This is a genomic window from Syntrophotaleaceae bacterium (assembly GCA_041390365.1).
GTDB lineage: Bacteria > Desulfobacterota > Desulfuromonadia > Desulfuromonadales > Syntrophotaleaceae > JAWKQB01.
Genome location: JAWKQB010000002.1, coordinates 1,051,432 through 1,071,923, shown reverse-complemented (window position 1 = coordinate 1,071,923; position 20,492 = coordinate 1,051,432). Strand labels below are relative to the sequence as shown.

The 20,492-nt window shown below is 54.9% G+C and carries 14 protein-coding genes; 1 reads left to right on the top strand and 13 read right to left on the bottom strand.

Annotated elements, in window-relative coordinates; genetic code table 11:
- Nucleotides 1-22: 22 nt before the first annotated feature.
- From argC to R2940_12000, 7 genes are all read right to left on the bottom strand, one after another.
- The gene (argC, locus tag R2940_12030; protein ID MEZ4600507.1) at nucleotides 23-1,060 is read right to left on the bottom strand and encodes an N-acetyl-gamma-glutamyl-phosphate reductase; all 1,038 of its coding nucleotides are present in this window, start codon (nucleotides 1,058-1,060) and stop codon (nucleotides 23-25) included.
- 280 nt (nucleotides 1,061-1,340) lie between these two features.
- The gene (rpsI, locus tag R2940_12025) at nucleotides 1,341-1,733 is read right to left on the bottom strand and encodes a 30S ribosomal protein S9 (GenBank protein MEZ4600506.1); all 393 of its coding nucleotides are present in this window, start codon (nucleotides 1,731-1,733) and stop codon (nucleotides 1,341-1,343) included.
- Between the two features lie 38 nt (nucleotides 1,734-1,771).
- Nucleotides 1,772-2,200: a 50S ribosomal protein L13 gene (gene rplM / locus R2940_12020; GenBank protein ID MEZ4600505.1), complete on the bottom strand. Its 429-nt coding sequence runs from the start codon at nucleotides 2,198-2,200 to the stop codon at nucleotides 1,772-1,774.
- 127 nt (nucleotides 2,201-2,327) lie between these two features.
- Entirely contained in the window at nucleotides 2,328-3,638 is a 1,311-nt protein-coding gene (locus tag R2940_12015; GenBank protein ID MEZ4600504.1) for an HlyD family type I secretion periplasmic adaptor subunit, read from the bottom strand.
- 5 nt (nucleotides 3,639-3,643) lie between these two features.
- The gene (locus R2940_12010; GenBank protein ID MEZ4600503.1) at nucleotides 3,644-5,737 is read right to left on the bottom strand and encodes a type I secretion system permease/ATPase; all 2,094 of its coding nucleotides are present in this window, start codon (nucleotides 5,735-5,737) and stop codon (nucleotides 3,644-3,646) included.
- A complete protein-coding gene (locus R2940_12005) occupies nucleotides 5,734-6,951 on the bottom strand; it encodes a TolC family protein (GenBank protein MEZ4600502.1) in 1,218 nt (405 codons plus the stop codon). The genes R2940_12010 and R2940_12005 overlap by 4 nt, the downstream gene beginning before the upstream one ends.
- A 194-nt stretch (nucleotides 6,952-7,145) precedes the next feature.
- On the bottom strand, nucleotides 7,146-10,208 hold the full coding sequence (locus R2940_12000; GenBank protein ID MEZ4600501.1) for a cadherin-like domain-containing protein: 3,063 nt from the start codon (nucleotides 10,206-10,208) through the stop codon (nucleotides 7,146-7,148).
- Between the two features lie 35 nt (nucleotides 10,209-10,243).
- On the opposite strand from R2940_12000, the gene R2940_11995 reads away from it, so the two are divergent.
- A protein-coding gene (locus R2940_11995) for an IS3 family transposase (protein MEZ4600500.1) occupies nucleotides 10,244-11,409 on the top strand; the annotation gives its coding sequence in 2 pieces (ribosomal slippage) (nucleotides 10,244-10,508 and nucleotides 10,508-11,409; 1,167 coding nt in all).
- A 14-nt stretch (nucleotides 11,410-11,423) separates the two neighbouring features.
- Here the strand turns inward: R2940_11995 and R2940_11990 are convergent.
- The 6 genes from R2940_11990 to R2940_11965 form a co-directional block, all read right to left on the bottom strand.
- Nucleotides 11,424-16,928, bottom strand: a complete 5,505-nt coding sequence (locus tag R2940_11990) for a cadherin-like domain-containing protein (protein MEZ4600499.1) — start codon at nucleotides 16,926-16,928, stop codon at nucleotides 11,424-11,426.
- A 3-nt stretch (nucleotides 16,929-16,931) separates the two neighbouring features.
- Nucleotides 16,932-17,813: a hypothetical protein gene (locus R2940_11985; protein ID MEZ4600498.1), complete on the bottom strand. Its 882-nt coding sequence runs from the start codon at nucleotides 17,811-17,813 to the stop codon at nucleotides 16,932-16,934.
- A gap of 115 nt (nucleotides 17,814-17,928) precedes the next feature.
- The gene (locus R2940_11980) at nucleotides 17,929-18,417 is read right to left on the bottom strand and encodes a hypothetical protein (GenBank protein MEZ4600497.1); all 489 of its coding nucleotides are present in this window, start codon (nucleotides 18,415-18,417) and stop codon (nucleotides 17,929-17,931) included.
- 3 nt (nucleotides 18,418-18,420) lie between these two features.
- Nucleotides 18,421-18,690, bottom strand: coding sequence for a hypothetical protein (locus tag R2940_11975; protein MEZ4600496.1), 270 nt, complete (start codon nucleotides 18,688-18,690; stop codon nucleotides 18,421-18,423).
- Nucleotides 18,669-19,298 (bottom strand): hypothetical protein, encoded by a 630-nt coding sequence (locus R2940_11970; protein ID MEZ4600495.1) that lies wholly within the window; start codon nucleotides 19,296-19,298, stop codon nucleotides 18,669-18,671. The genes R2940_11975 and R2940_11970 overlap by 22 nt, the downstream gene beginning before the upstream one ends.
- Before the next feature lie 664 nt (nucleotides 19,299-19,962).
- The gene (locus tag R2940_11965) at nucleotides 19,963-20,460 is read right to left on the bottom strand and encodes a hypothetical protein (GenBank protein MEZ4600494.1); all 498 of its coding nucleotides are present in this window, start codon (nucleotides 20,458-20,460) and stop codon (nucleotides 19,963-19,965) included.
- Nucleotides 20,461-20,492 lie beyond the last annotated feature (32 nt).

The following is a 20,492-nucleotide window of genomic DNA, read 5'->3' as shown; positions in this document are numbered from 1 at the left end:
GCCCCGGCAAAGAGTAAAAATATCAGGGATACAGGGGCAGATCCTCCAGCCCCAGTGCTTCTTCCCAGCCCAGCATCAGGTTCATGTTCTGCACGGCCTGGCTGGCAGCCCCCTTGAGCAGGTTGTCGATCGCCGAGACCACGATCACCCGGCCGGTTCGTGGATCGGCAACCACACCGAGGTTGCAGTAGTTGCTTCCCCTGACATAGGCGACGTTGGGCAGATCACCTTCCGGATGCACCCGGACGAACTTTTCCCCCCGATAGCGGTCCTGGAAAATCGCCAGCAGAGCAGCCGTCGAGCTGGCCTCCGCAAGGGTCGCATAACAGGTCGAAAGAATACCCCGGTTGACCGGAAGCAGGTGCGGGGTGAAGCTGACCACCACCGGCTCTCCGGCCAGATGACTGAGAGTCTGCTCAATTTCGGGAGTATGCCGGTGAGAGGCAACCCCATAGGCCTTGAAACCTTCATTGACCTCACAGTAGAGGCTGCCAATCTTGGCCGACCGCCCCGCCCCGCTGGTTCCCGATTTGCTGTCGATGATCAGGCTGGCCGGATCGATCAGCCGCTTCTCGAGCAGGGGAGCCAGGGCCAGGGCGATGCTGGTGGGATAGCATCCCGGATTGGCAACCAGCCTGGCATGGCGAATCGCCGGACGGAACAGTTCCGGCAGTCCGTAGGCGGCCTCGGCCACCAGTTCCGGGCTTGAATGGGTTTGATACCATTTTTCGTAGACGGCGACATCCCGCAGCCTGTAATCCGCCGAAAGGTCGACCACCTTTTTCCCGGTCTTGAGAAAATCGGGAACGACTTCCATGGCCGCCTTGTGAGGCAGAGCGGTGAAGATAAAATCGGCCCGGGAGTTGATCAGCTCAACATCCACCGGATCGAAGTCCAGATCGATACGGCCGAGCAGCGAAGGGAAAACGGAACTGACGGGCGTTCCGGCGTTCTGCCGGGAGGTAATACAGGTGATGTCCACCTCGGGATGACGCAGCAGCAACCGGATCAGCTCAACGCCGGTATAACCGCTGGCGCCGACAATGGCGACTTTGATCATGTTTTCCTCGGAAGTGAAAGCGGGATTGTTGGAAGTACTTTCTCGTTGTCAGTGAAGCGGTAGCGAAACGGTTGTCGTTGTCGCCATCGCAATCGGAATTACCCACAGGGATCGATTACGATTACGATTACGATGACGATGACGACAACGACAAACTGCCCGATACAGATAGCAGTAGCGACCCCTAAATGGAAAACCAATAAAAGAAAAGGGAAACCCCGCGGGTTTCCCTTTTTCCTGCCTTTCGAACTGGCCGGCAAGAGCGACCAAACGATATGGATTAACGTTTGGAGAACTGGAAGCTTGCGCGAGCTGCTTTGCGGCCGTACTTCTTGCGTTCCTTGATACGGCTGTCGCGGGTGATGAAGCCGGCCTTTTTCAGCACGTCCCGCAGGGCGGGGTCGGCAATCAGCAGGGCCTTGGTGATGCCGTGCTTGATGGCGCCGGCCTGTCCGGACGGTCCGCCGCCACAGACGTTGACTTGAATATCGAACTTGCCGAGGTTGTCGGTCAGTTCGAGGGGCTGGCGAATAACCATCTTGGAAGTGGCCCGCCCGAAGAACTCGTCCATGGGGCGGCGATTGATGACGATATTGCCTTCGCCCGGCTTCAGCCAGACCCGGGCTACGGAAGTTTTTCTTTTACCGGTCGCGTAGAACTTTTGTTCTGCCATCTCTATCTCCTGATACGAATCTTATTCACTCGAAACTGTTAAAAAGCCAGATCTTTCGGCTGCTGGGCGGCATGGGGATGCTCGCCGCCGGCGTAGACCTTGAGCTTCTTCAGCATGTCGCGGCCCAGCCTGTTCTTGGGCAGCATGCCTTTCACAGCCTTGATGACCAGTTCTTCCGGTTTCTTTTCGATCAGTTTGGCGGCGGTGATGGAGCGGATCCCGCCGGGATAACCGGTATGATGGTAGTATTGCTTGTCGGCCATTTTGTTGCCGGTCAGCTTGAGCTTCTCCGCGTTGACCACAATCACGAAATCGCCGGTGTCGACGCTCGGTGTGTAGACGGGCTTGTGCTTGCCGCGCAGAACGCGCGCGATTTCGGTCGCTGCCCGACCGAGGACCTTGCCGTCCAGATCGACGACGAACCAGCTTCTTTTCACTGCGGATTTCTTGGCTGCCTGGGTGCTCATCGAGTTCCTCTCAATATTTATATTCCAACTGTGATTTGGGTAACGGGGCTCACAGAAGTGCAAAACGTATCTCAAAGCACCGGGCATGTCAAGCGATTTTCACCGGCAAAGAAAGGAAAAATACAACCTATCTGACGCTGACACCCTCGTCCAGGTATTTGATCAGAGGATAGATGAAAAACTCGATGATACGACGCTTGCCCACCTTGATTTCCGCCGTCACGCTCATCCCTGCCGAAATAGCCGTTTCCCGGCCCTCCACCAGCAGGGTCGTCTGCTCCGGCCGCACATAGGCCTCGTACACCAGGCCGAGGTTCCGGTCCTCGATGCTGTCGCTCGATACATGCCGCAACTCTCCGTCGATGATACCGTATTTCTGAAAATCGAAGGCATCGATCTTCAGCGAGACCGGCATGTCGGCCTGGAGGAATCCAACGTCCTTGTTCTGCACCAAAGCCTTGATCATCAACGGCGAATCCAGCGGCACAACGGTGGCCAGCTTCTCGGCGGGTTGTACCACCCCGCCGATGGTGTGAAAGAGAAGCTGCGAGACATATCCCTTGACCGGTGAGGTGATCAGCTGCCGGCTGCTCAGGAACTCGGACCGTTCGATCTTTCCCTGCAGGTAGGCTTCCCGCTGCCGTTTTTCCGCCAGTTCGGTCAATAGGCGGTGGCGATCTTCCTTGCGCAGCAGGTCGATCTCCTGGGTGACCCGGCCGATTTCCGCCCGCAGCTCTTCCACGCCGCAGGTTTCGATTTTTGTATGGGTTTTCGCGCTTTGAAACTCGCTCTCTGCCTTTTCCAATTCATCGCGGCTGAGAAGATCCCGAACCGGTGCCAGCCTAGCCAGGCGCTGTTCGGCCACTTGCTGCAGATAGGCGGCCTGCTGCCGAGCTTTTTCCTTGGCCCCAAACCGCTGGTGAAGCTGCTGGAGTTCCTCCTGCTTGACTCGGACCTGCTTTTCCAGCCGCTCGCGGACGGATCGGTAAAAATTCTGCTGCATCAGCAGCAATCGAGGATCAAATTCCCCATCCTGGGGACGAAAGGGTTTGTCGTTCAACAGTGCATCCAACCTCAGCATCTCCAGCTTGACCTGAGCCAGATCCTTGCGCATCGATTCCAGTTCCGGATCGATATCCGAAGGGTCGATTTCCATCAGAACCTGATCTTTTTCGACGAAATCTCCGGGCTGGACCAGAATCTTCCGCACCACTCCGGCGGTCAGCGGCTGAATGACCTTGGTTTCGCCGACGGGGATGACCTTGCCGCGGGCGGTCACTACCACATCCGTCTTGCCCAGCACCAGCCAGAGGGTGAAAAAGAGAATTGTCGCCAGGATTCCCCAGAAGATGATCCGGCCCAGGGGATTGAGGGGCTCTTCCTCAATCTCCACCAACAAGGGCTTGAATTCGTGCTGATCCTGTTTTTTCGAGAACATGAGTTTTAAACCTGCTGAGTAAAGAAATGGTGATAAAGACCCTGTTGCGCGATCAGTTCTTCGTGACTGCCCACTTCGACAATGCCGCCCTTGTCCAGAACCAGAATCCGGTCGCAGTCCTGCACCGTGGCCAGCCGGTGGGCGATGATGAAGGTGGTCCGGCCCTTTTTGATGGTCGCCATGTTGGCGCGGATGAGCCTTTCCGATTCGTAGTCGAGGGCCGAGGTGGCTTCATCTAAAATCAGCAGACGCGGATGGGTGATCAGGGCCCGGGCGATGGCGATACGCTGGCGTTGGCCGCCGGAGAGGGAACTGCCCCGCTCGCTGACCTCGGTGTCGTAACCTTCCGGCAGTTGGGCGATGAATTCATGGGCGCCGGCCATTTTCGCCACCTCGAGAATCAGTTCCATCGGCGCATCCGGCCTCGGCAGGGCAATGTTTTCGCGGATGGTACCGCTAAACAGGTAGTTCTCCTGCAGCACCACGCCGATATTGAACCGCAGCCAATAGGGGTTCATGTGGCGGACATCTATTTCATCGACATAGATGGCCCCCTCGGTCGGCAAATAGAGCCGCTGCAGCAGTTTGGCCAGGGTACTCTTGCCGCTGCCGCTGCGCCCGACGATGCCGATGCTGGTGCCCGGTTCGACGGTAAAACTGATGCCGTTGAGCACCTTAAGGCCGTTGGGGGAATATTGAAAAGAAACATTGTCGAAACGGAGCTTGCCCTGCAGTTGCGGAAGGGTGATGGCCTTGGCGGAAACGACCTCCAGAGGATGGTTGAGGATATCCCCCAGGCGATCCACCGACAGCAGGGCCTGCTGAAACTCGTTCCAGAGGTTGACCAGCCGCAGCACCGGCCCGGAGAACTGGCCGGAAAACATCTGAAAGGCGATCAGCTGCCCGATGGTCAAATCCCCCTGCAGCACCGCGCGCACCCCGAAATAGAGGATGGTGATGGTCATCATCCGCTGCACCGTCCCGGAAACGGCCCCGGAGATTTTCCCCATGTTGGCCAACCGGAAACTGGAGCGGACGTAGCGCCCGAGGTGATCCTCCCAGCGCTTCTGCATCGATCCTTCGATGGACAGCGATTTCACTGTCTGAATGCCGGTAACCGATTCCACCAGGTAGGAATTGGACGAGGCCGCCATCTGGAACTTCTGCTCCAGCCGCCGGCGCAGTTCCGGGGTGATAACCAGATAAATCATGGCGATGACTGAAACGAACCCGAGCACGATCAGGGTCAGCTTGACGCTGTAGAGCAGCATGACCGCAACAAACACCAGCGAGAAGAACAGGTCGATGATGACGGTAACCGCCTTGCTGGTGATGAACTCGCGAATGGTGTCGAGTTCCCGCACCCGGGCGGCGATATTGCCCACCTTGCGCGCTTCGAAATACATGAAGGGCAGGCTGATCAGATGCCGGAACAGCTTGGCTCCGAGCTTGGCGTCCAGTTTGCTGGCGGTATGGATGAAGATATAGTTGCGGGCGATGTTGAGCAGCAGTTCGAATCCCGCCACCGCCACAAAGGCCACGGCCAGCACATCCAGGGTGGTCAATGTGCGATGGACGATGACCTTGTCCAGGATGACCTGGGTGAACAAGGGGGTGACCAGGCCGAACAGTTGCACAACGAAGGATCCAAGCAGCACCTCACCGATGATCCGACGGAACTTGCCGATCTCCTGTAGAAACCAGCGGAACCCGAAGGCCGTCTGGGAGTTCAGCATCTTGTGCCACAGCACCAGAAAACGGTCGACCCGGGCTTCGAAATCTCCGATCGAATGTTCGACAGTCTTTTTTTCCGCCGGGTCAAACGCCAATAGCTTGCCGGACTCCGCATCGGCTTTGAGCACCACGGTATAGGTGCCGTCCTCGTGCGCCGCGATCGCCGGCAGAGGGTAGTCCTGGATCAGCTTTTCCAGAGAAATGGCTTTCAGCTTGGCTTTGAAGCCGAAATGACGAGCGATGCGCAACAGCTCCTCAGGCGTCGCTTCCCGGTCGAGGCCGAACTCGCGGGAGGCCGCACGGATATCCACATCCACCTTGTTGATGCGGGCCACCACATCCAGGGCGAGCAGACCGGCGCTCATGGCGTCCCTCCTTCCGCCCAGAGGCTCAGTTGCCATCCGGCCAGTTGGCGCTGAAGTTGGGTCACTTCCATGTCCCGCTCCTGTTCCATCAATTCAATTTGCTGTTCAAGCAGAGCGACCCGGTCGATGACCTGTTGTTCGGAAAGTCGCTCGAGAGCCTGCCCGCTCTGTTTCAGGACCTCTTCCCGCTGGTCGCGACGGCCATTTGCGCTGTCAGCCAACTGCCAGATCCCGTAGGCCGTCCGAACCCGCTGCTGCAATTGATCCATTCGGCGTCCCTTTTCCAGACCCAACTGCTCGACCTGGAGTTGCAACTGTTTCAGACGGGCCACATCCCGAAACCCGCTGAAAAACTCCCAGCGCGCCACCAGGGACACCGTAGCGTCCCGAGCGTTCAGATTGTCCAGAGAATTACCGAAGCTATTTTCATCGGCGCCGAACATGCGGTAGGCGGCCGTAAATCCGATGACCGGCAGCATCTCCCGCAAAACTGCGGCCCGTTCCGCCCGAATCCGGGCAATCTCGGCCTCAACAGCCCTGACCTGAGGGAGGGACTCCAGGTCGGGCAGGCGTTCCGTTTCCGGAACCGGTGGCAGATCGACAAACAGGGTCTCATCCAGGGAATAGTTTTCCCCGGTAAGATAGCTGAGGTTCTCCAGTGCCTGAACCATGTGGTCGGTCAAAACATCCAACAGACTGATCGCCTCGGCCAGTTCAACCGCCGCCGAATTGAGAAGCACCTGTCCAACGGTTCCTGCTTCCCGAAGGGATTGAAGATCCTTGTAGACCTCCTTGCGCAACCGGACTATCTCGCCGGTGATTTGGCGCTGTCGAAACAATTGCAGGCATAGACCATAGGCATCGAGAACCTCTAATCTGGTTTCCAGCAGAGCCTCGTCCTTCCCGAATTGCGCCCGCGCGATCTCGCGTCGGGCCTTTTCCATCCGCTGTCCACGGGCGCCGAAATCGTACAAAACCCAGGAAAGGCCGAGGGTGAAGGAATGCTGAAAGGTAGAGGCGTCGTTGGCGCTGACCTGATCGCCGACGGATACGACGCTGTCGCCGTCGCCGAGAAAATCCACGTACTCGTTGGTGAACCCAAGATTCAGTGTGGGATAATAGGCCGCGCGGGCCTCCATCAGCCCATATTCCCGGATACCGATATCCTTCTTGGCAATCCGGATATCCCAGGCATGTATGAGGGCCCGGTCCAAGGCCAAATCCAGGGTAAGTATTTCGCTCCGGGCGGGGGAAATACTGATAAACAAACAGAGCGGGACCCAGGTCAAAAAGACCGGGCCACGCAACCAACTGCGATACAACAATTATCCCTCCAAAACCTATTTCAAAAATACAAAATAAATCGCAATAAAGGCGGCGACCCATTCGGGCCGCCGCCGATCCCAAATCAAGCCGAATGCCAGGCGTTGGCCACCAGGGTCATCAGTTCCTGGTTGTTGCGCACATCGTCAAGGGAATTCATGGCGATGCCTTCGTCCACGGCGAAGGCCGCCATCTGCTGGATGAGCTGGTTGACGTCGCCGTCAGTCAGATAGCTTCCATCGCCCAGTTGTAGCTCGTCGACCTTGTAGCTGTCATCGCTAAAATAATTACTGATGGTGATCTGGTCATCTGCTCCATAGCCGACTTGGAGGTTGTTACCACTGCGGAAAAGAGCGATGCTCGCGGAATCGACTCCGGCCTTGAACCAAATCCGGTCATAACTAGTGGTGGTGTCGTAGTTATTGAGAGTGTCGGCACCGTCCCCAAGATTGAACCGATACGTATCGTCACCATCACCACCTTGTAGCGTGTCGATGCCAAGACCGCCCTCCAGGGTGTCATTGCCGCCATAACCATATAGGCTGTCGTTGCCCAAACCACCAATGTAATAGTTGTCGCTGGCATCGCCGGTAAAACTGTCAGTACCGTCAGTGCCATAGATTGGCAGCTGCAAGAGCAATTCATCTCTTGTCAGAGTGGTGCCATCGCCAAAAGCAAAACTGTCCATGCGGTGATTCACGTAACTTGAGTGGAACCAGTAGGAGAGCTTGATCTGATCGCCAGTTTCACCCACCTTGACAATCAGGTCGTTGCTCACCTTCTGCAACTGCAGATCGGAAAGGGCGATCCCTTCGCCGAATGCCAACGTATCGACACCGACAGCGTCATCAGCCTGAACAGTATCCTGCCCATCCCCGAGGTTGAAACGAAACACATCATCACCGCTGCCGCCGTACAGACTATCGTTACCGGTACCGCCGATCAGTTCGTCGTTGTCATCACCTCCCTGCAGGGTGTCTATTCCTTCGCCCCCATCAAGAATGTCATTGCCGCCGTAGCCATACAGGCTATCATTACCGGCGTAACCGATTATTTGATCCGGATCCGATGTCCCAGAAAGGGAATTGTTTGCCTCAGTACCAGTAATTACATTCAGCCCCGCGTTAACAATCAAGCTTGCCGTTGCCGGCGCTGAAAGTTCAGCATCAGACACCAAATAGCTGAAATTGACCGTGCCGTTAAAATCGCTGTCCGAGAGAAAAGTCCAGGTTCCGTCACCATGATTTGTCAAGCTACCATTATCTGCGACAAGATTGACAATCTGCAGGGCATCGCCATCAACGTCACTCGCCTGTGCCAACAGTGCTTCCTCAGTAATTGCCAAGGATTCTCCGGCCACCATCCCACCAAGTGGAACCTGTCCGCTAATGATGGGCGCATCATTGACCGGGTCAATATTCAGAGTGGCGGTAGTTGCGACAGAAGCAAGCCCGTCCGATACCTGATAGCTGAAAGTAACCTCGCCAGTATCGTTTGCAAGTGGCGTGTAGGTCCAAACGCCATCCCCCGCGATAGCCAACGAACCGCGGTTCGCGGTCAGAGACAGAACCTGTAAACTGTCACCATCGGGATCGCCAGCTTGAGCTAGCAATTGTTCAGCAGTAATGGTTGAACTGGCGTCTTCCTGCAGATGTCCCAGTTCGACTTGTCCGAAAACCTGAGGTGTCATATTGGCCATGCTTCTCGGCATCAAGTCGGCAGCCACAGCGTTCTGGCCATCATCAAACACAAAGCGATCAATACGCTTGAGGTTCTGGCCGGACGCAAACCAATTCTGCAATGTCAGCTGATCACCGGCAGCAACGCTGATGACCAGATTGTTGCCATCCTGAACAAATGTCAGATCGGCAGAGGAAATACCGGGACCAAAGACCAATGTGTCGTTGCCCTCGGCATCATCAGCATAAATAATGTCCTGTCCATCGCCCAGGTTGAAACGGAACGTATCGTCGCCACTACCACCATAAAGACTGTCTTTGCCAGGTCCGCCAATCAGTTCGTCATTCCACGCATCACCCTTCAGAGTGTCATCGCCATCCCCACCATCAAGACTGTCGTTGCCAGCGTAGCCGTAAAGAATATCGTTGCCCGCGTTGCCGTGTAATACGTCCTCGCCCTCATAACCTAAAAGATAATCGTTCCCATCGCTTCCAATATTTATTACCTGACACTGGGCCAACAGCTCATCGCAGGTTATTGTAGATCCGTCACTGAAGCTGATTCGCTCCAAGCTCTTGATGCCATAAGCTGGATGGAACCAATTCGGCAATGTAACCTGATCACCTGACTCTCCAATTTTAATCACCAGATCATAGTCAGCCTTCTCCAACTGAAAATCGGACAAAGCGATACCTTCACCAAAGGTCAAGGTATCGATGCCGTCGTTTTCATAACCGCTTATACTGTCTTGACCATCGCCCAGGTTAAAAATGAAGGTATCGTTTCCATATCCACCATTAAGTGCATCGTTCCCAGTACCTCCCAAGAGCAAATCATCGCCATCATTCCCGTTCAACCAGTCATCACCGGCTCCTCCAATGATGATATCCTCCCCGCCATGGCCACTAAGGCCATTCGCCGTATCATCTCCCAAAATATGCACAGGACTTTGCTCAATTAAATCTTCGTAGCTAAGCTCGGTCCCATCAGCGAAGACAAAAGAGTCTAGCCTTAGGTCCAAACTTAACGGATGGTACCAATCGGGCAGGATGACCTTATCATCGCTTTCTTTGATTCTAATTTCCAAAGAGGTAGCGTTTTTGACCAGCAACAAATCGGCAACGGTAATCTCCTCGCCAAATACCAAGCGATTGGTTCCATCTGCGTCATCCAGAAAAATAACATCGTAGCTGTCACCTCGACTAAACAGAAAATCATCGTTTCCGGCGTCTCCATACAAGTAGTCATATCCTGCACCACCGATGAGAATGTCATCTCCGTCCCCAGCATGGAGTTGATCGTTTCCGGCACCACCATCCAAGCAATCGTTTCCGGCATTGCCGCGCAGATAATCATACCCTCCGTAACCAGTAATGATATCCTCTCCATCATGGCCAGTGATATTGTTATCATGTCCGTCTGTACCTAGGACTTGAACAGGATGATGTATCCTGGTGACAGTGGACACTCTCGCTTGGTAAACTGCCAGGCAGGAGAGTGACAATGAAAAGACAGCAACGGTATACGCCTGAGTTTCGCACTGAGGCGGTGAAAATGGTAACGGAACAGGGTCTATCGCAGCCGGAAGCAGCCAAACGGCTTTCGATACCCAAGGGCACACTGGCGAACTGGGTAGCGGAATCCAGGGCAGCCAACCTTTCAATAGCGCCTGGGGCGCTTTCTGCCGATGAACTGGCGAAAGAAAATTCCCGGTTGCGCAAGGAGCTTGCCGAGGCCCGCATGGAGCGTGACATCTTAAAAAAGGCGACGGCGTACTTTGCCAGGGAGTCGCTGCCCGGTACGCGTTCATGAAGCAATGGCGACTCCACTTTCCCGTTACGATCATGTGTCGGGTTTTCGATGTGTCCCGCAGCGGCTTTTACGCCTGGCTGACACGAGAACCGTCCCAACGTGCGCAAGAAGATGAACGCCTCAAGGTTGCTATCAAGGCCGCCCACAAGCGTACTCGCGAGAGTTACAGCTCGCGGCGATTACAGCCGGAGCTGGCGGCTGAAGGTTTTATCGCCGGACGGGATCGCATTGCCCGGTTACGCCGGGAATTGGGCATAAGGTGTCGACAGAGGCGCAAATTCAAGGCGACAACGAATTCAAAACACAACCTGCCGGTGGCGGAAAACCTGCTGGAACAAACCTTTACCCCCAGCGCGCCGAATGAGGTCTGGGTTTCAGACATTACCTACATCCCTACTGGCGAGGGCTGGCTCTACCTGGCAGGGATTAAGGACGTATTCACCTGCGAAATCGTCGGCTACGCCATGGCGGAGCGCATGACGCAGGAGCTGACCAGTCGGGCGCTATTCCGGGCGGCGCAACAGAAACGGCCCACGGCCGGGCTGATCCACCATTCGGACCGTGGCAGCCAGTATTGCTCCCACGACTACCAAAATCTCCTTGTGCAGTTTGGTATGAGGCCGTCGATGTCACGCAAGGGCAATTGCTATGACAATGCACCGATGGAGAGCTTCTGGGGAACCCTCAAGAATGAACTGGTGCATCATTGCCGCTACGCGACCAGGGCCGAGGCTGAAGCCTCTATCCGGGAGTACATCGAGATATTCTACAACCGCCAACGGCGTCATTCGCGCCTTGGCTATTTGGCGCCGGCCGTGTTCTTGCAAAACTTCAACCTTCAGACAGCGGCCGCTTGAGATGCGAGTGTCCACTATTGACAGGACACGTCAGGACTATTTGCTACCAGTGCGGTGCTGCTCAGCTCCGACCCATCAGAAAAACGGAAATTGTCAATACGCTTGTCAGCATATTGGGGCATCATCCAGGAGACCATACGGACCTGGTCCCCAGCCGTTCCAACATTGATCAGTAGATCATAATTGTCCGCCACCAGGGTCAGATCATTCGCGGTTATGCCTTCACCGAAAAGCAGTGTGTCAAAGCCGTTGGCGTCTTCCGGAATGATGGTGTCCTGGCCATCGCCGAGATTGAAACAAAAGAGATCGTCTCCTGCTCCACCATTTAATGTATCGTTTCCAGAGCCACCATGGATGACATCCTGCCCGTCTCCGCCCTCCAAGACATCCTGTCCATCTCCCCCACTCAGTGAGTCATCACCACTCCCGCCTCTCAAGGTATCATCTCCAGAGTGGCCAGACAGAATATCATCACCATCGAGCCCCTGCAGAAAGTCTGCTCCGCCAGCCCCGTCCACCATATCGGCAAAGCGAGTGCCGTAGAAACTGTCAGCGTTGTCACTGCCGCTAAAGAAGACTGTTTTCTGGGCCTCAAACTCCTCACGGCTTAGCACTGTTCCATCGGCAAAAACAAAACGATCGAGATTGAAACTCGACGCCGCATAGAACCAATCCTTAATTCGGATCTGGTCTCCATCACCACCGATGTCGATCAGAAGATCATAAACATCTTTACTTAGGGTCAGATCTTCAAGGGTGATGCCAGGACCAAATTCAAGACTGTCATAACCGTTGATATCATCAAGCTTGACGGTATCTTGACCATCCCCCAAGCCAAACCGGATCACATCGTTTCCCGCTCCGCCATATAGTGTATCGTTCCCGGTACCGCCGATTAGGACATCGTTTCCGGCATAGCCCCTGAGAGTATCGTTGCCGGCTTGGCCCATCAGATAATCGTCAGCCTCGCCTCCGTTTAGAACGTTCAGGGACTGGGTGCCGATCAGGTCGTTTCGATCCTCACCGATTTCAAGGCTGGCGGACTGTGCAACAGAAAAGGATCCGTCGGTCGCCTGATAGGCGAAGAAGACCTTGCCGCTGAATTCGGACTCCGGGGTGTAGGTCCAGCTTCCATCCCCATTGTCGATCAAAGTTCCCCGGTCGACCGTAAGCCCTGTGATTGACAGGCTGTCGCCTTCAACATCCGTCATGGTTGTCAGCAGCTCGGCCTGGCTGATGACCCGACCGGTATCGCCAGCCGAAGTTCCCAGGGCAACGTCACCGGAGGCAACAGGAGCATCGTTGACTGGTGTCACGGTTAAATCAGCAGTGGCGTTCATATTCAGCAAGCCATCGGTCACCTGGTAGGTCAAAAGCGCATTGCCGTTATAATTTGCATCAGGTATATAGTTCCAGCTCCCATCGCCATTGTCGACAAGCGTTCCTTGATCGACACACACATTGATGACATTTAAATTATCGCCATCGGCATCTGCCGCGTTGGCCAACAATGCATCTTCTGTAATCAGCAGACCGGTGTCTTCGGCAATGGCTCCCAAAGCTACTGCACCACCTATCGTTGGCGCAATGTCGCTACGCGGGGTTGCCGTCAAAGACTCCAAGGCGGCGGAGTCCCAGATCGTGCCGTCAGCAAACAGGAACTGATCGACTCTTTTCGTGGCATAACTTGGGTGATACCAGTTTCTAATTTTGACATGATCACCGCCCTCGCCGACCCGGACAATCAAATCGTAAGAGCCGCTTTTGTAAAACTGGATATCATTTGTGGAAATCCCATCGCCAAAGCTCAGAATGTCGAATCCATCCGCGTCGTCAAGGTTGATCGAATCCTGGCCATCGCCAAAATTGAAAATGAACTGGTCGTTGCCGCTGCCGCCGTTGAACGTATCAGCGCCGGCTCCTCCACTGATGACATCATCGCCTGCTGACCCGTTGAGAAATTCACTTTCCGCATCACCCAGAAGCAGATCGTTACCATCGTGCCCGATTAAATTGCCGCTGACCTGAGTGCCATCTGTCAGCACCGGCAGTTGTGCCAGCAGGTCTTCTCGGCTCAAAACCGTGCCATCAGAAAAGGAGAATTGATCGATCCGCTTTTCCAGATAGTTCGCATCAAACCAGTTGACCAGTTTCAACTGATCACCGCCGTCTCCAACATGGATGAGAAGATTATTGTAATCTTTCTGTAAACAAAGATCAGCTGTGGTGATGCCTTCGCCGAAGACAACCGTATCGATCCCTTCAATATCATCCAGTATCAGGAAATCGACACTATCGCCGAGATTGAAAATAAACCGGTCATTGCCTAAACCGCCATACAGCGTATCATTGCCTGTCTCGCCAATCAGCGTGTCATCACCATCGAACCCCCGCAGGTTATCATCTCCCGATCCACCATAAAGGACATCATTTCCTGCCATTCCCTGAAGCGTATCATTACCTGCTTCGGCGAAAATTTCATTTGCTCCGTCATCGCCACGCAACAGGGTGTAGCTGTCATCACCGTCAGTCCCTAGGACGGCAATCGGCTTGCTGGCCAACAGCTCATCCATTGTTATAACAGTACCATCGGCAAAAGAGATCCTGTCTAGCTGCTTGTCGGCAAAGGTGCTGCCGAACCAGCCAGCCAACCTGACCTGATCACCTTCGCTGCCGACCTTGATCAGCAAATCACTGTAATATTTCTCCAATCTGAGATTGTCGGCAGTGATCGTTTCGCCCAGCACCAGGGTATCAATCCCTTCGGCACTGTTCACGAGTTCGATAACATCCTGCCCGTCCCCAAGTGTGAAATAGTAGCTGTCGTCTCCGCCTCCACCCCGCAGGCTGTCATTTCCCTCGCCTCCAATGAGCACGTCATTGCCGTCATTGCCATAAATCTTGTCATCCCCGCCATCACCGCCAAGGACTTCGTTGAGGTCGCTGTTCGCCCCGTAAATGGTATCGTCCCCATCTCCGCTGAAAAGAATCCCGCTGTGAATCTCTTCCATTTGACTGGCATTAAGTGATTCCCCGCCAGCATCGGTGCCAAGGTAGAATTTGCTGATCGTCGTTGCGATCTGGCGGATGGAATCATTTTGCCAATAGCTGCGAATAATGGTTTCAAACGTGCTGCGCACGGCATCGCTATTTTCTAAAATATACGGATTCATCCCCCGAACCGACCGAAGAAAATCGGTGACAATCTCGTTGTCCCAGCTTTCATTAACGATCGCTTGGGTGGCTATGGTTGCTGCAGCCAGGGAATAGTCGCCGCGCCAGGTTTGCGTGTCCTCGTCGAAACTGAAATTGATCAACTCGTAGTAATTTCTTAAATGGGTCTGGGACATCAACTGATAGAAAACTATGTCGCAGAGCTGTTCGTAGCGCGCGTAGAGTTGCCGGGCCGCTCCCTCGTTATTGAAGAATTTCTCAGTGCCGAGAAAAGCTTCAAGCACGGTATACTGTTCCTGGGTTATGCCAGTGAAGAAATAGGCGCCTCGCGGGTTGGCCCATGCATCAGTGAAATAACCGTCATCCATGTGGGCGTTTTTGCCGCCGACCCATTGGTACATCAATTGCGGTAGCAGTTCGCGCCGGGCGACAGGATCGATTTCGGCGACAAATTGTTCGACCAGTGATTGCAGCCGTCCGCTTTCATCCAACACCATGCTTTCATGCAGGGAACGCACGGTGCCGAATCCAAGGGCATTGGGCAGAGACTGAATCCCGTCCGGGATAATAACCGAGTCCACCGGGGTGGTACGAGTGGGATCGAAGCTGAACCAGACGTCGGTCATGTCGTGGGTATTGCCACCGCTGTCCACATAAGTGCCGAGCTGGCGGTGTTCGTTGCCTTGTTCATCGACCGCATTGCTGTAGCTGTTGGCCAGATTGAGAGACGCGACTCCGGCTTCGTTTAAACCTTGCAACTCATTGGTTTCGCTGACACCGTTACCGTTGAGATCGCGCCAGATCCTCAGGTTGGAAAAGATGTTATCACTTGAATTAATAACGCCGTCGCCGTTCTCGTCATAATCTGCCAAAGCGATAAAGCCGTTGGAGGCAGTGTCGCCATTTGCCCGGGTGGTATGGTTGCCGAACAGTTCGTTGCCGTTGTCGACGCGGCCGTTGTTGTTTTTATCAAAGGCCAGCAGCCCGTCATCAGCGGAAGCCCACCCCACGGTTTCGGCAAAGCCGTTGTTGTCCAGATCGAATTGAACCCCTGCTGCTTCGCTGACGGTTTCAACCCCGTCGCCGTCCAGGTCCAGAATCAGCGGACTGCCGTAACCGGGATTGATAATGTTGCCCAGCACATCGTCCGCGCCTTGTGGCGCGACAGGGGGTGGGAAAAGAGTGTTCGATATCCAAAGGGCTACCTCCTCCCCCAACAATGCCCCGGCAAAACCCGCGCCTAAAGTAAGTACTCCGGCAATAAGCAAACCCACTGGACCAGTGAGGGCAAGCCCTGATGTCGCCATTGCTGCAAGTTTGGCTGCAGCAAGCCCTCCGGCAAGACCTCCGGCAAATCCCGCCGCCCAATCAATCATAATATCAGCGGCCGCGGCAGAATCTCCGGCTTCATTGGCCGCAATGGCATTGCTTGCGGCTAATGCCAAACCCAAAATATCTCCGGCAGTTCCCAGTTTATTAAGCAAACCCGACTTGCCGACCTTTTCCGCCAATCGCCCGGCTTTTGTTAATGCTTCAACAGCTGAACCAGGTAGTCTTTCGTGCAACCCGACCAAGGACTTAACATTCAGGGTGCCGGGCGGCAAACCCGATCCTGAGATATGCGGCGTGTCACTGAAAAAGTGCTTCGAGTCCACATGGATATTGCCGTGGACATCGGCTCCATATCGCAAATGGGTTGCATTAATGGTGGACTTCCCTTTAACAGCGTCAAAAACAGACTCGATGGCTTGGGCCTCACTCTTGCCACTGCTGAGTTCGGCATTGAAAAGCCGGGCAAAGTCCTCTTTGGGCACCCCGTCGATCGATGTTACCTTGGGATTGTCCAAAGCTGCTTTCACTTCAGTCTGGGCAAAAACACGGGAAGGGTCTGCATCAGGAGAAACAATGGTGCGGACATCACCCTCTGCGGACTCTACAAGTCGCCTTGAAACATCGTCCCAAACGCCGGGCTGACGGTGGCCGTTCGTATCGGTTACACCATCAAAGAACGCACTTCGCGCCGCTACTGCTTCGTCAGGCGGCAGGCTTGATGTTGCACGGTCGACTGCATCTCCAAGTTCTTTCGACTGCAGAATCTTATAGGCGTCGGTATCGGCAATGGTGACCACCTGCTTGAGGCCGTCGCCGTTGACGCTGGCGCTACTCATCGCTTCGGCCAGAGTGCCGGTGTGCGTCCCGTCCGGCATTTTGCCGCTGTAAAGGATGGTCGTCGCCCCTTCGGCGGCATTGTTCGCCGTGACCGGGGCATTGGCCACAACGTCACGCAGTTGGTCGAGGGAGTATTGGCTATTGGCAATGTCGTTGAGAATATCCTGATAACCCATGGCCTACACCTCCTGCGCTTTGGAAAAGTCGACCTCAACGCAATCGATGTTAAGGTAGGCCCCTGACAGACCGGTGCGTCCGAAGCAGGCCAGGGCTTCGGTCAGCACCTGTTTCAGGTCATCCTTGGCCACCGGGCAGTCCTTCGGCCAGTGAATGCGGATGATCTCCCAGCGGATATTTCTTAGCCTCGGTTTGTCTGTCGCTGCCTCCCGCTCCCAGGCGTCAACGCGGACGCGCACGCCTTGATGACTCAAAAGAAAATAGTCGGGGACGCAATAGTCCTCCCGGCAGCCCCCCCCGCCAATATGCATAAGAAAAGCATCACCCTCCGGATTGACGGTCCATGTGCGAGTCCAGATTGGCTGGTTCACTTGTGGATTGCGGAGGGCGTCATACCCGATCCGCTGCTTGTCGGCGTCGGTCAGCTCGGTGTTGTAAAAGGCGCCGGGGCAGCGTAGCTGCCCGCCGATGGATTGCAGGGCGGACAGGTCGACGCTCACCTGATCGAGGGCTTGCCGGGCCTCCTGGGTGCCATCCTTGCCGTAGCATTGCAGGGCTTCGGTCAGCAATTGGGCCAGCTCGTCAGGCGTGATCGACAGCTTCTGTGGCCAATGCACCTGGAGCACCTCCCAATGAATGGATTCCCGGCCGGAGACCTCGGAAACCATGACATGACGCAGAGCGTCCACAGCGATATATATCCCTGGGTAGCTGAGGCAAAGGGAGTGAGGCCGACAAACATCGCCGTGGCAGACGCCGCCCCCCTGGAACTGCAATGCCACCTTGCGCTCCCGGTCGACGGCACAGGGGCGGTTAACGATCACCCTGATCTCTTGTGCTTCTTCCTGTTCCGCTTCTGTAAAGGTCTTGTTGACAAAAGCCATGGATTCCCCTCCTGATTAAAAGGTTAAGTCGGTTTGCGATTTTGTTTGCATGCCAAGAAATGCTCTCGTTCTGACTCGGGCTTGAAACCTTGAATTTTCTGCCGGCTTCAAGGGTTCAAGTCCGCGCCAGAACAAAAACACGCGAAGAATCTGCATCAGGAGAAATAATCGTGCGGACATCACCCTCTGCGGACTCTACAAGCCGCCTTGAAACATCGTCCCACACTCCGGGCTGACGGTGGCCGTCCGCATCGGTCACACCCCAAAACGCATCGCGGGCAGCCTTGGCTTCAGCATCCGGAAGGCCTTTTGTCGCCTCTTCAACAGCCTTTTCCAGTTCCTCCGACTGCAAAACCTTATAGGCGTCGGTGTCGGCAATGGTGACCACCTGTTTAAGGCCGTCACCTTTCACACTGGCGTCGCTTATCGATTCCGCCAAGACGCCGGTATGCGTCCCGTCCGGCATTTCGCCGCTGTAGAGTATGGTTGTAGCCCCTTCGGCGGCATCGTTGGGCGAAACCGAAACTTCTGAAATGATGTCACGCAGCTGGTCGAGGGAATAGTTACTGCTGGCAATGTCATCCAGAATAGCCTGATAACCCATGATCTACACCTCCTGCGCGACGGAGAAATCGACCTCGACACGATCGACGTTAAGATAGGCCCCTTGCATGCCGTATTTTCCGAAGCAGGTCAGGGCTTCGATCAACAGCTCTTTAAAGGCCGCCTTGGCCTCCACGCTGTCCGCCGTCCAATGAATGCGGATGATCTCCCAGCGGATATTGTTTAACCCCGGTATCTCCGTCTCCTCCTCCCGCCGCCAGGCATCCACACGTGCGCGTGCGCCCTTGTGACTCAAAAGAAAATAATGAGGCACGCAATAATCCTCGCGGCAGCCCCCCCGATTTTCATAAAAAAGGCATCGCGTTCAGGATTGACGGTCCAGGTGCGGGTTCCGATCGGCTTGTTCCCTTGCGGGTTGCGCATGGCGTCGTAACCAATCCGCTGTTTGTCGTCGGCGGTGAGTTCGGTATTGTAAAAGGTATCGGGTCGGCGAAGTTGCCCGCCGATTGATTGCAGGGCGGACAGATCGACACTCACCTGCTCAAGGCTCTGCCGTGTCTCCTGGATACCGTCCTTGCCGTAGCACTGCAGGGCTTCGCTCAGCAATTGCGACAGCTCGTCCGGCGTGATCGTCAACTTCTGTGACCAGTGCACCTGCAGTACCTGCCAATGGATCGATTCCCGGCCGGTATCCTCGGAAACCGTGACATGCCGCAGGGCATCGATATCGACCAGCACGCGGTCCAAGCTGAGATAAAGGGCATGGGGCCGGCACCCCCCCGCGTGGCAGACGCCACCCCCTTGCTGCTGCAATAATGCCTTGCGCTCCCGATCAAAGGCGCACGGACGGGTAATAAACACTCTGAACTCTCGTGCCTCTTCCTCTTCCGCTTTTGTAAAGGTCTTGTTGACAAACGACATGAATTCCCTCCTGTTTTATCAGGTTAAGTCGATATTGCTTCAAGAAATCTCTCGTTCTGACTCTGGCTTGAAACCTTGAACTTGCTGTCGGAAGGCGCAGGTCGGCAAACCGTGCATCGTCAGCGACCGGGAATCCCTAAGGAATCCCTAAGGGGACGCTGCTAGCCAGTCAATTAGCCAGTTCTTCTTTCCAGACCCGCTATCGATCTCCCTCCAGCCCACAGATAACGCCACCAGAAACCATAATGACCTTTTTTTAATCTTGGATCCTAGAAAATTTTGATTGCATTGTCAAATCTTCTTTAATTGGTTTTTGTTTTGGGACGTTGTTAGCCCTTGATCATTGCGCCCATTTCTGTTACCCATACCCCATGCCTCGATCCGCGCGCCTCGATACTCCCGGCCTGCTCCAGCATGTCATCGTTCGCGGCAACGAACGCCGCCCGATCTTTCTGGATGATCAGGACTGTTCCTTTTTCCTGGAACGCTTCTCGTTTCTACTACAGAAGACGAATACCGACTGCCTGGCATGGGCCCTGCTGACCAATCACTTTCATCTGCTGCTGCGCCCTCGCTCGGGTTACCACCCAGCTTATAGGGGGTCGGCCCTTGAAAGTGGAAAATTGGGCAATCAGCGTCTTAACAGCTTTGCGAAGAGCGGCACCTACTGCATCATGTCATCGTCAGAGGGATTGAGAAACGTTCGATTTTTCTCGATGACCAGGATCGCGAAGAGTTCCTCTCCCGCTTTGCCCGGCTGCTTGGCGAAACCGGGACGGAGTGTTTCGCCTGGGCTCTGCTGGATACCCATTTCCATCTGTTGATACAGCCCCATGTCGCCAAGCTTTCGCATTTCATGCGCCGTCTGCTTACCGGTTACGCCGTAGTTTTCAACCTGCGCCACAATCGTGTCGGCCACTTGTTCCAAAATCGTTACAAATCCATTGTCTGCGACGGCGATACCTACTTGCTGGAACTGGTGAGGTATATCCACCTGAATCCGTTGCGTGCCGGAATCGTTGAAAACCTGGATTCCCTCGAGAATTATCCCTGGTGCGGCCATCGGGAACTGCTGGGACGAACTTCCCGTTCGATCATTCCCGAGAGCAAGATACTGCCGCTTTTCGCCAAACGACGCAGGGCTGCCAGGCAGCTGTACCATCGCTTTATCGTTGATGGCGCGGCCAAAACCTC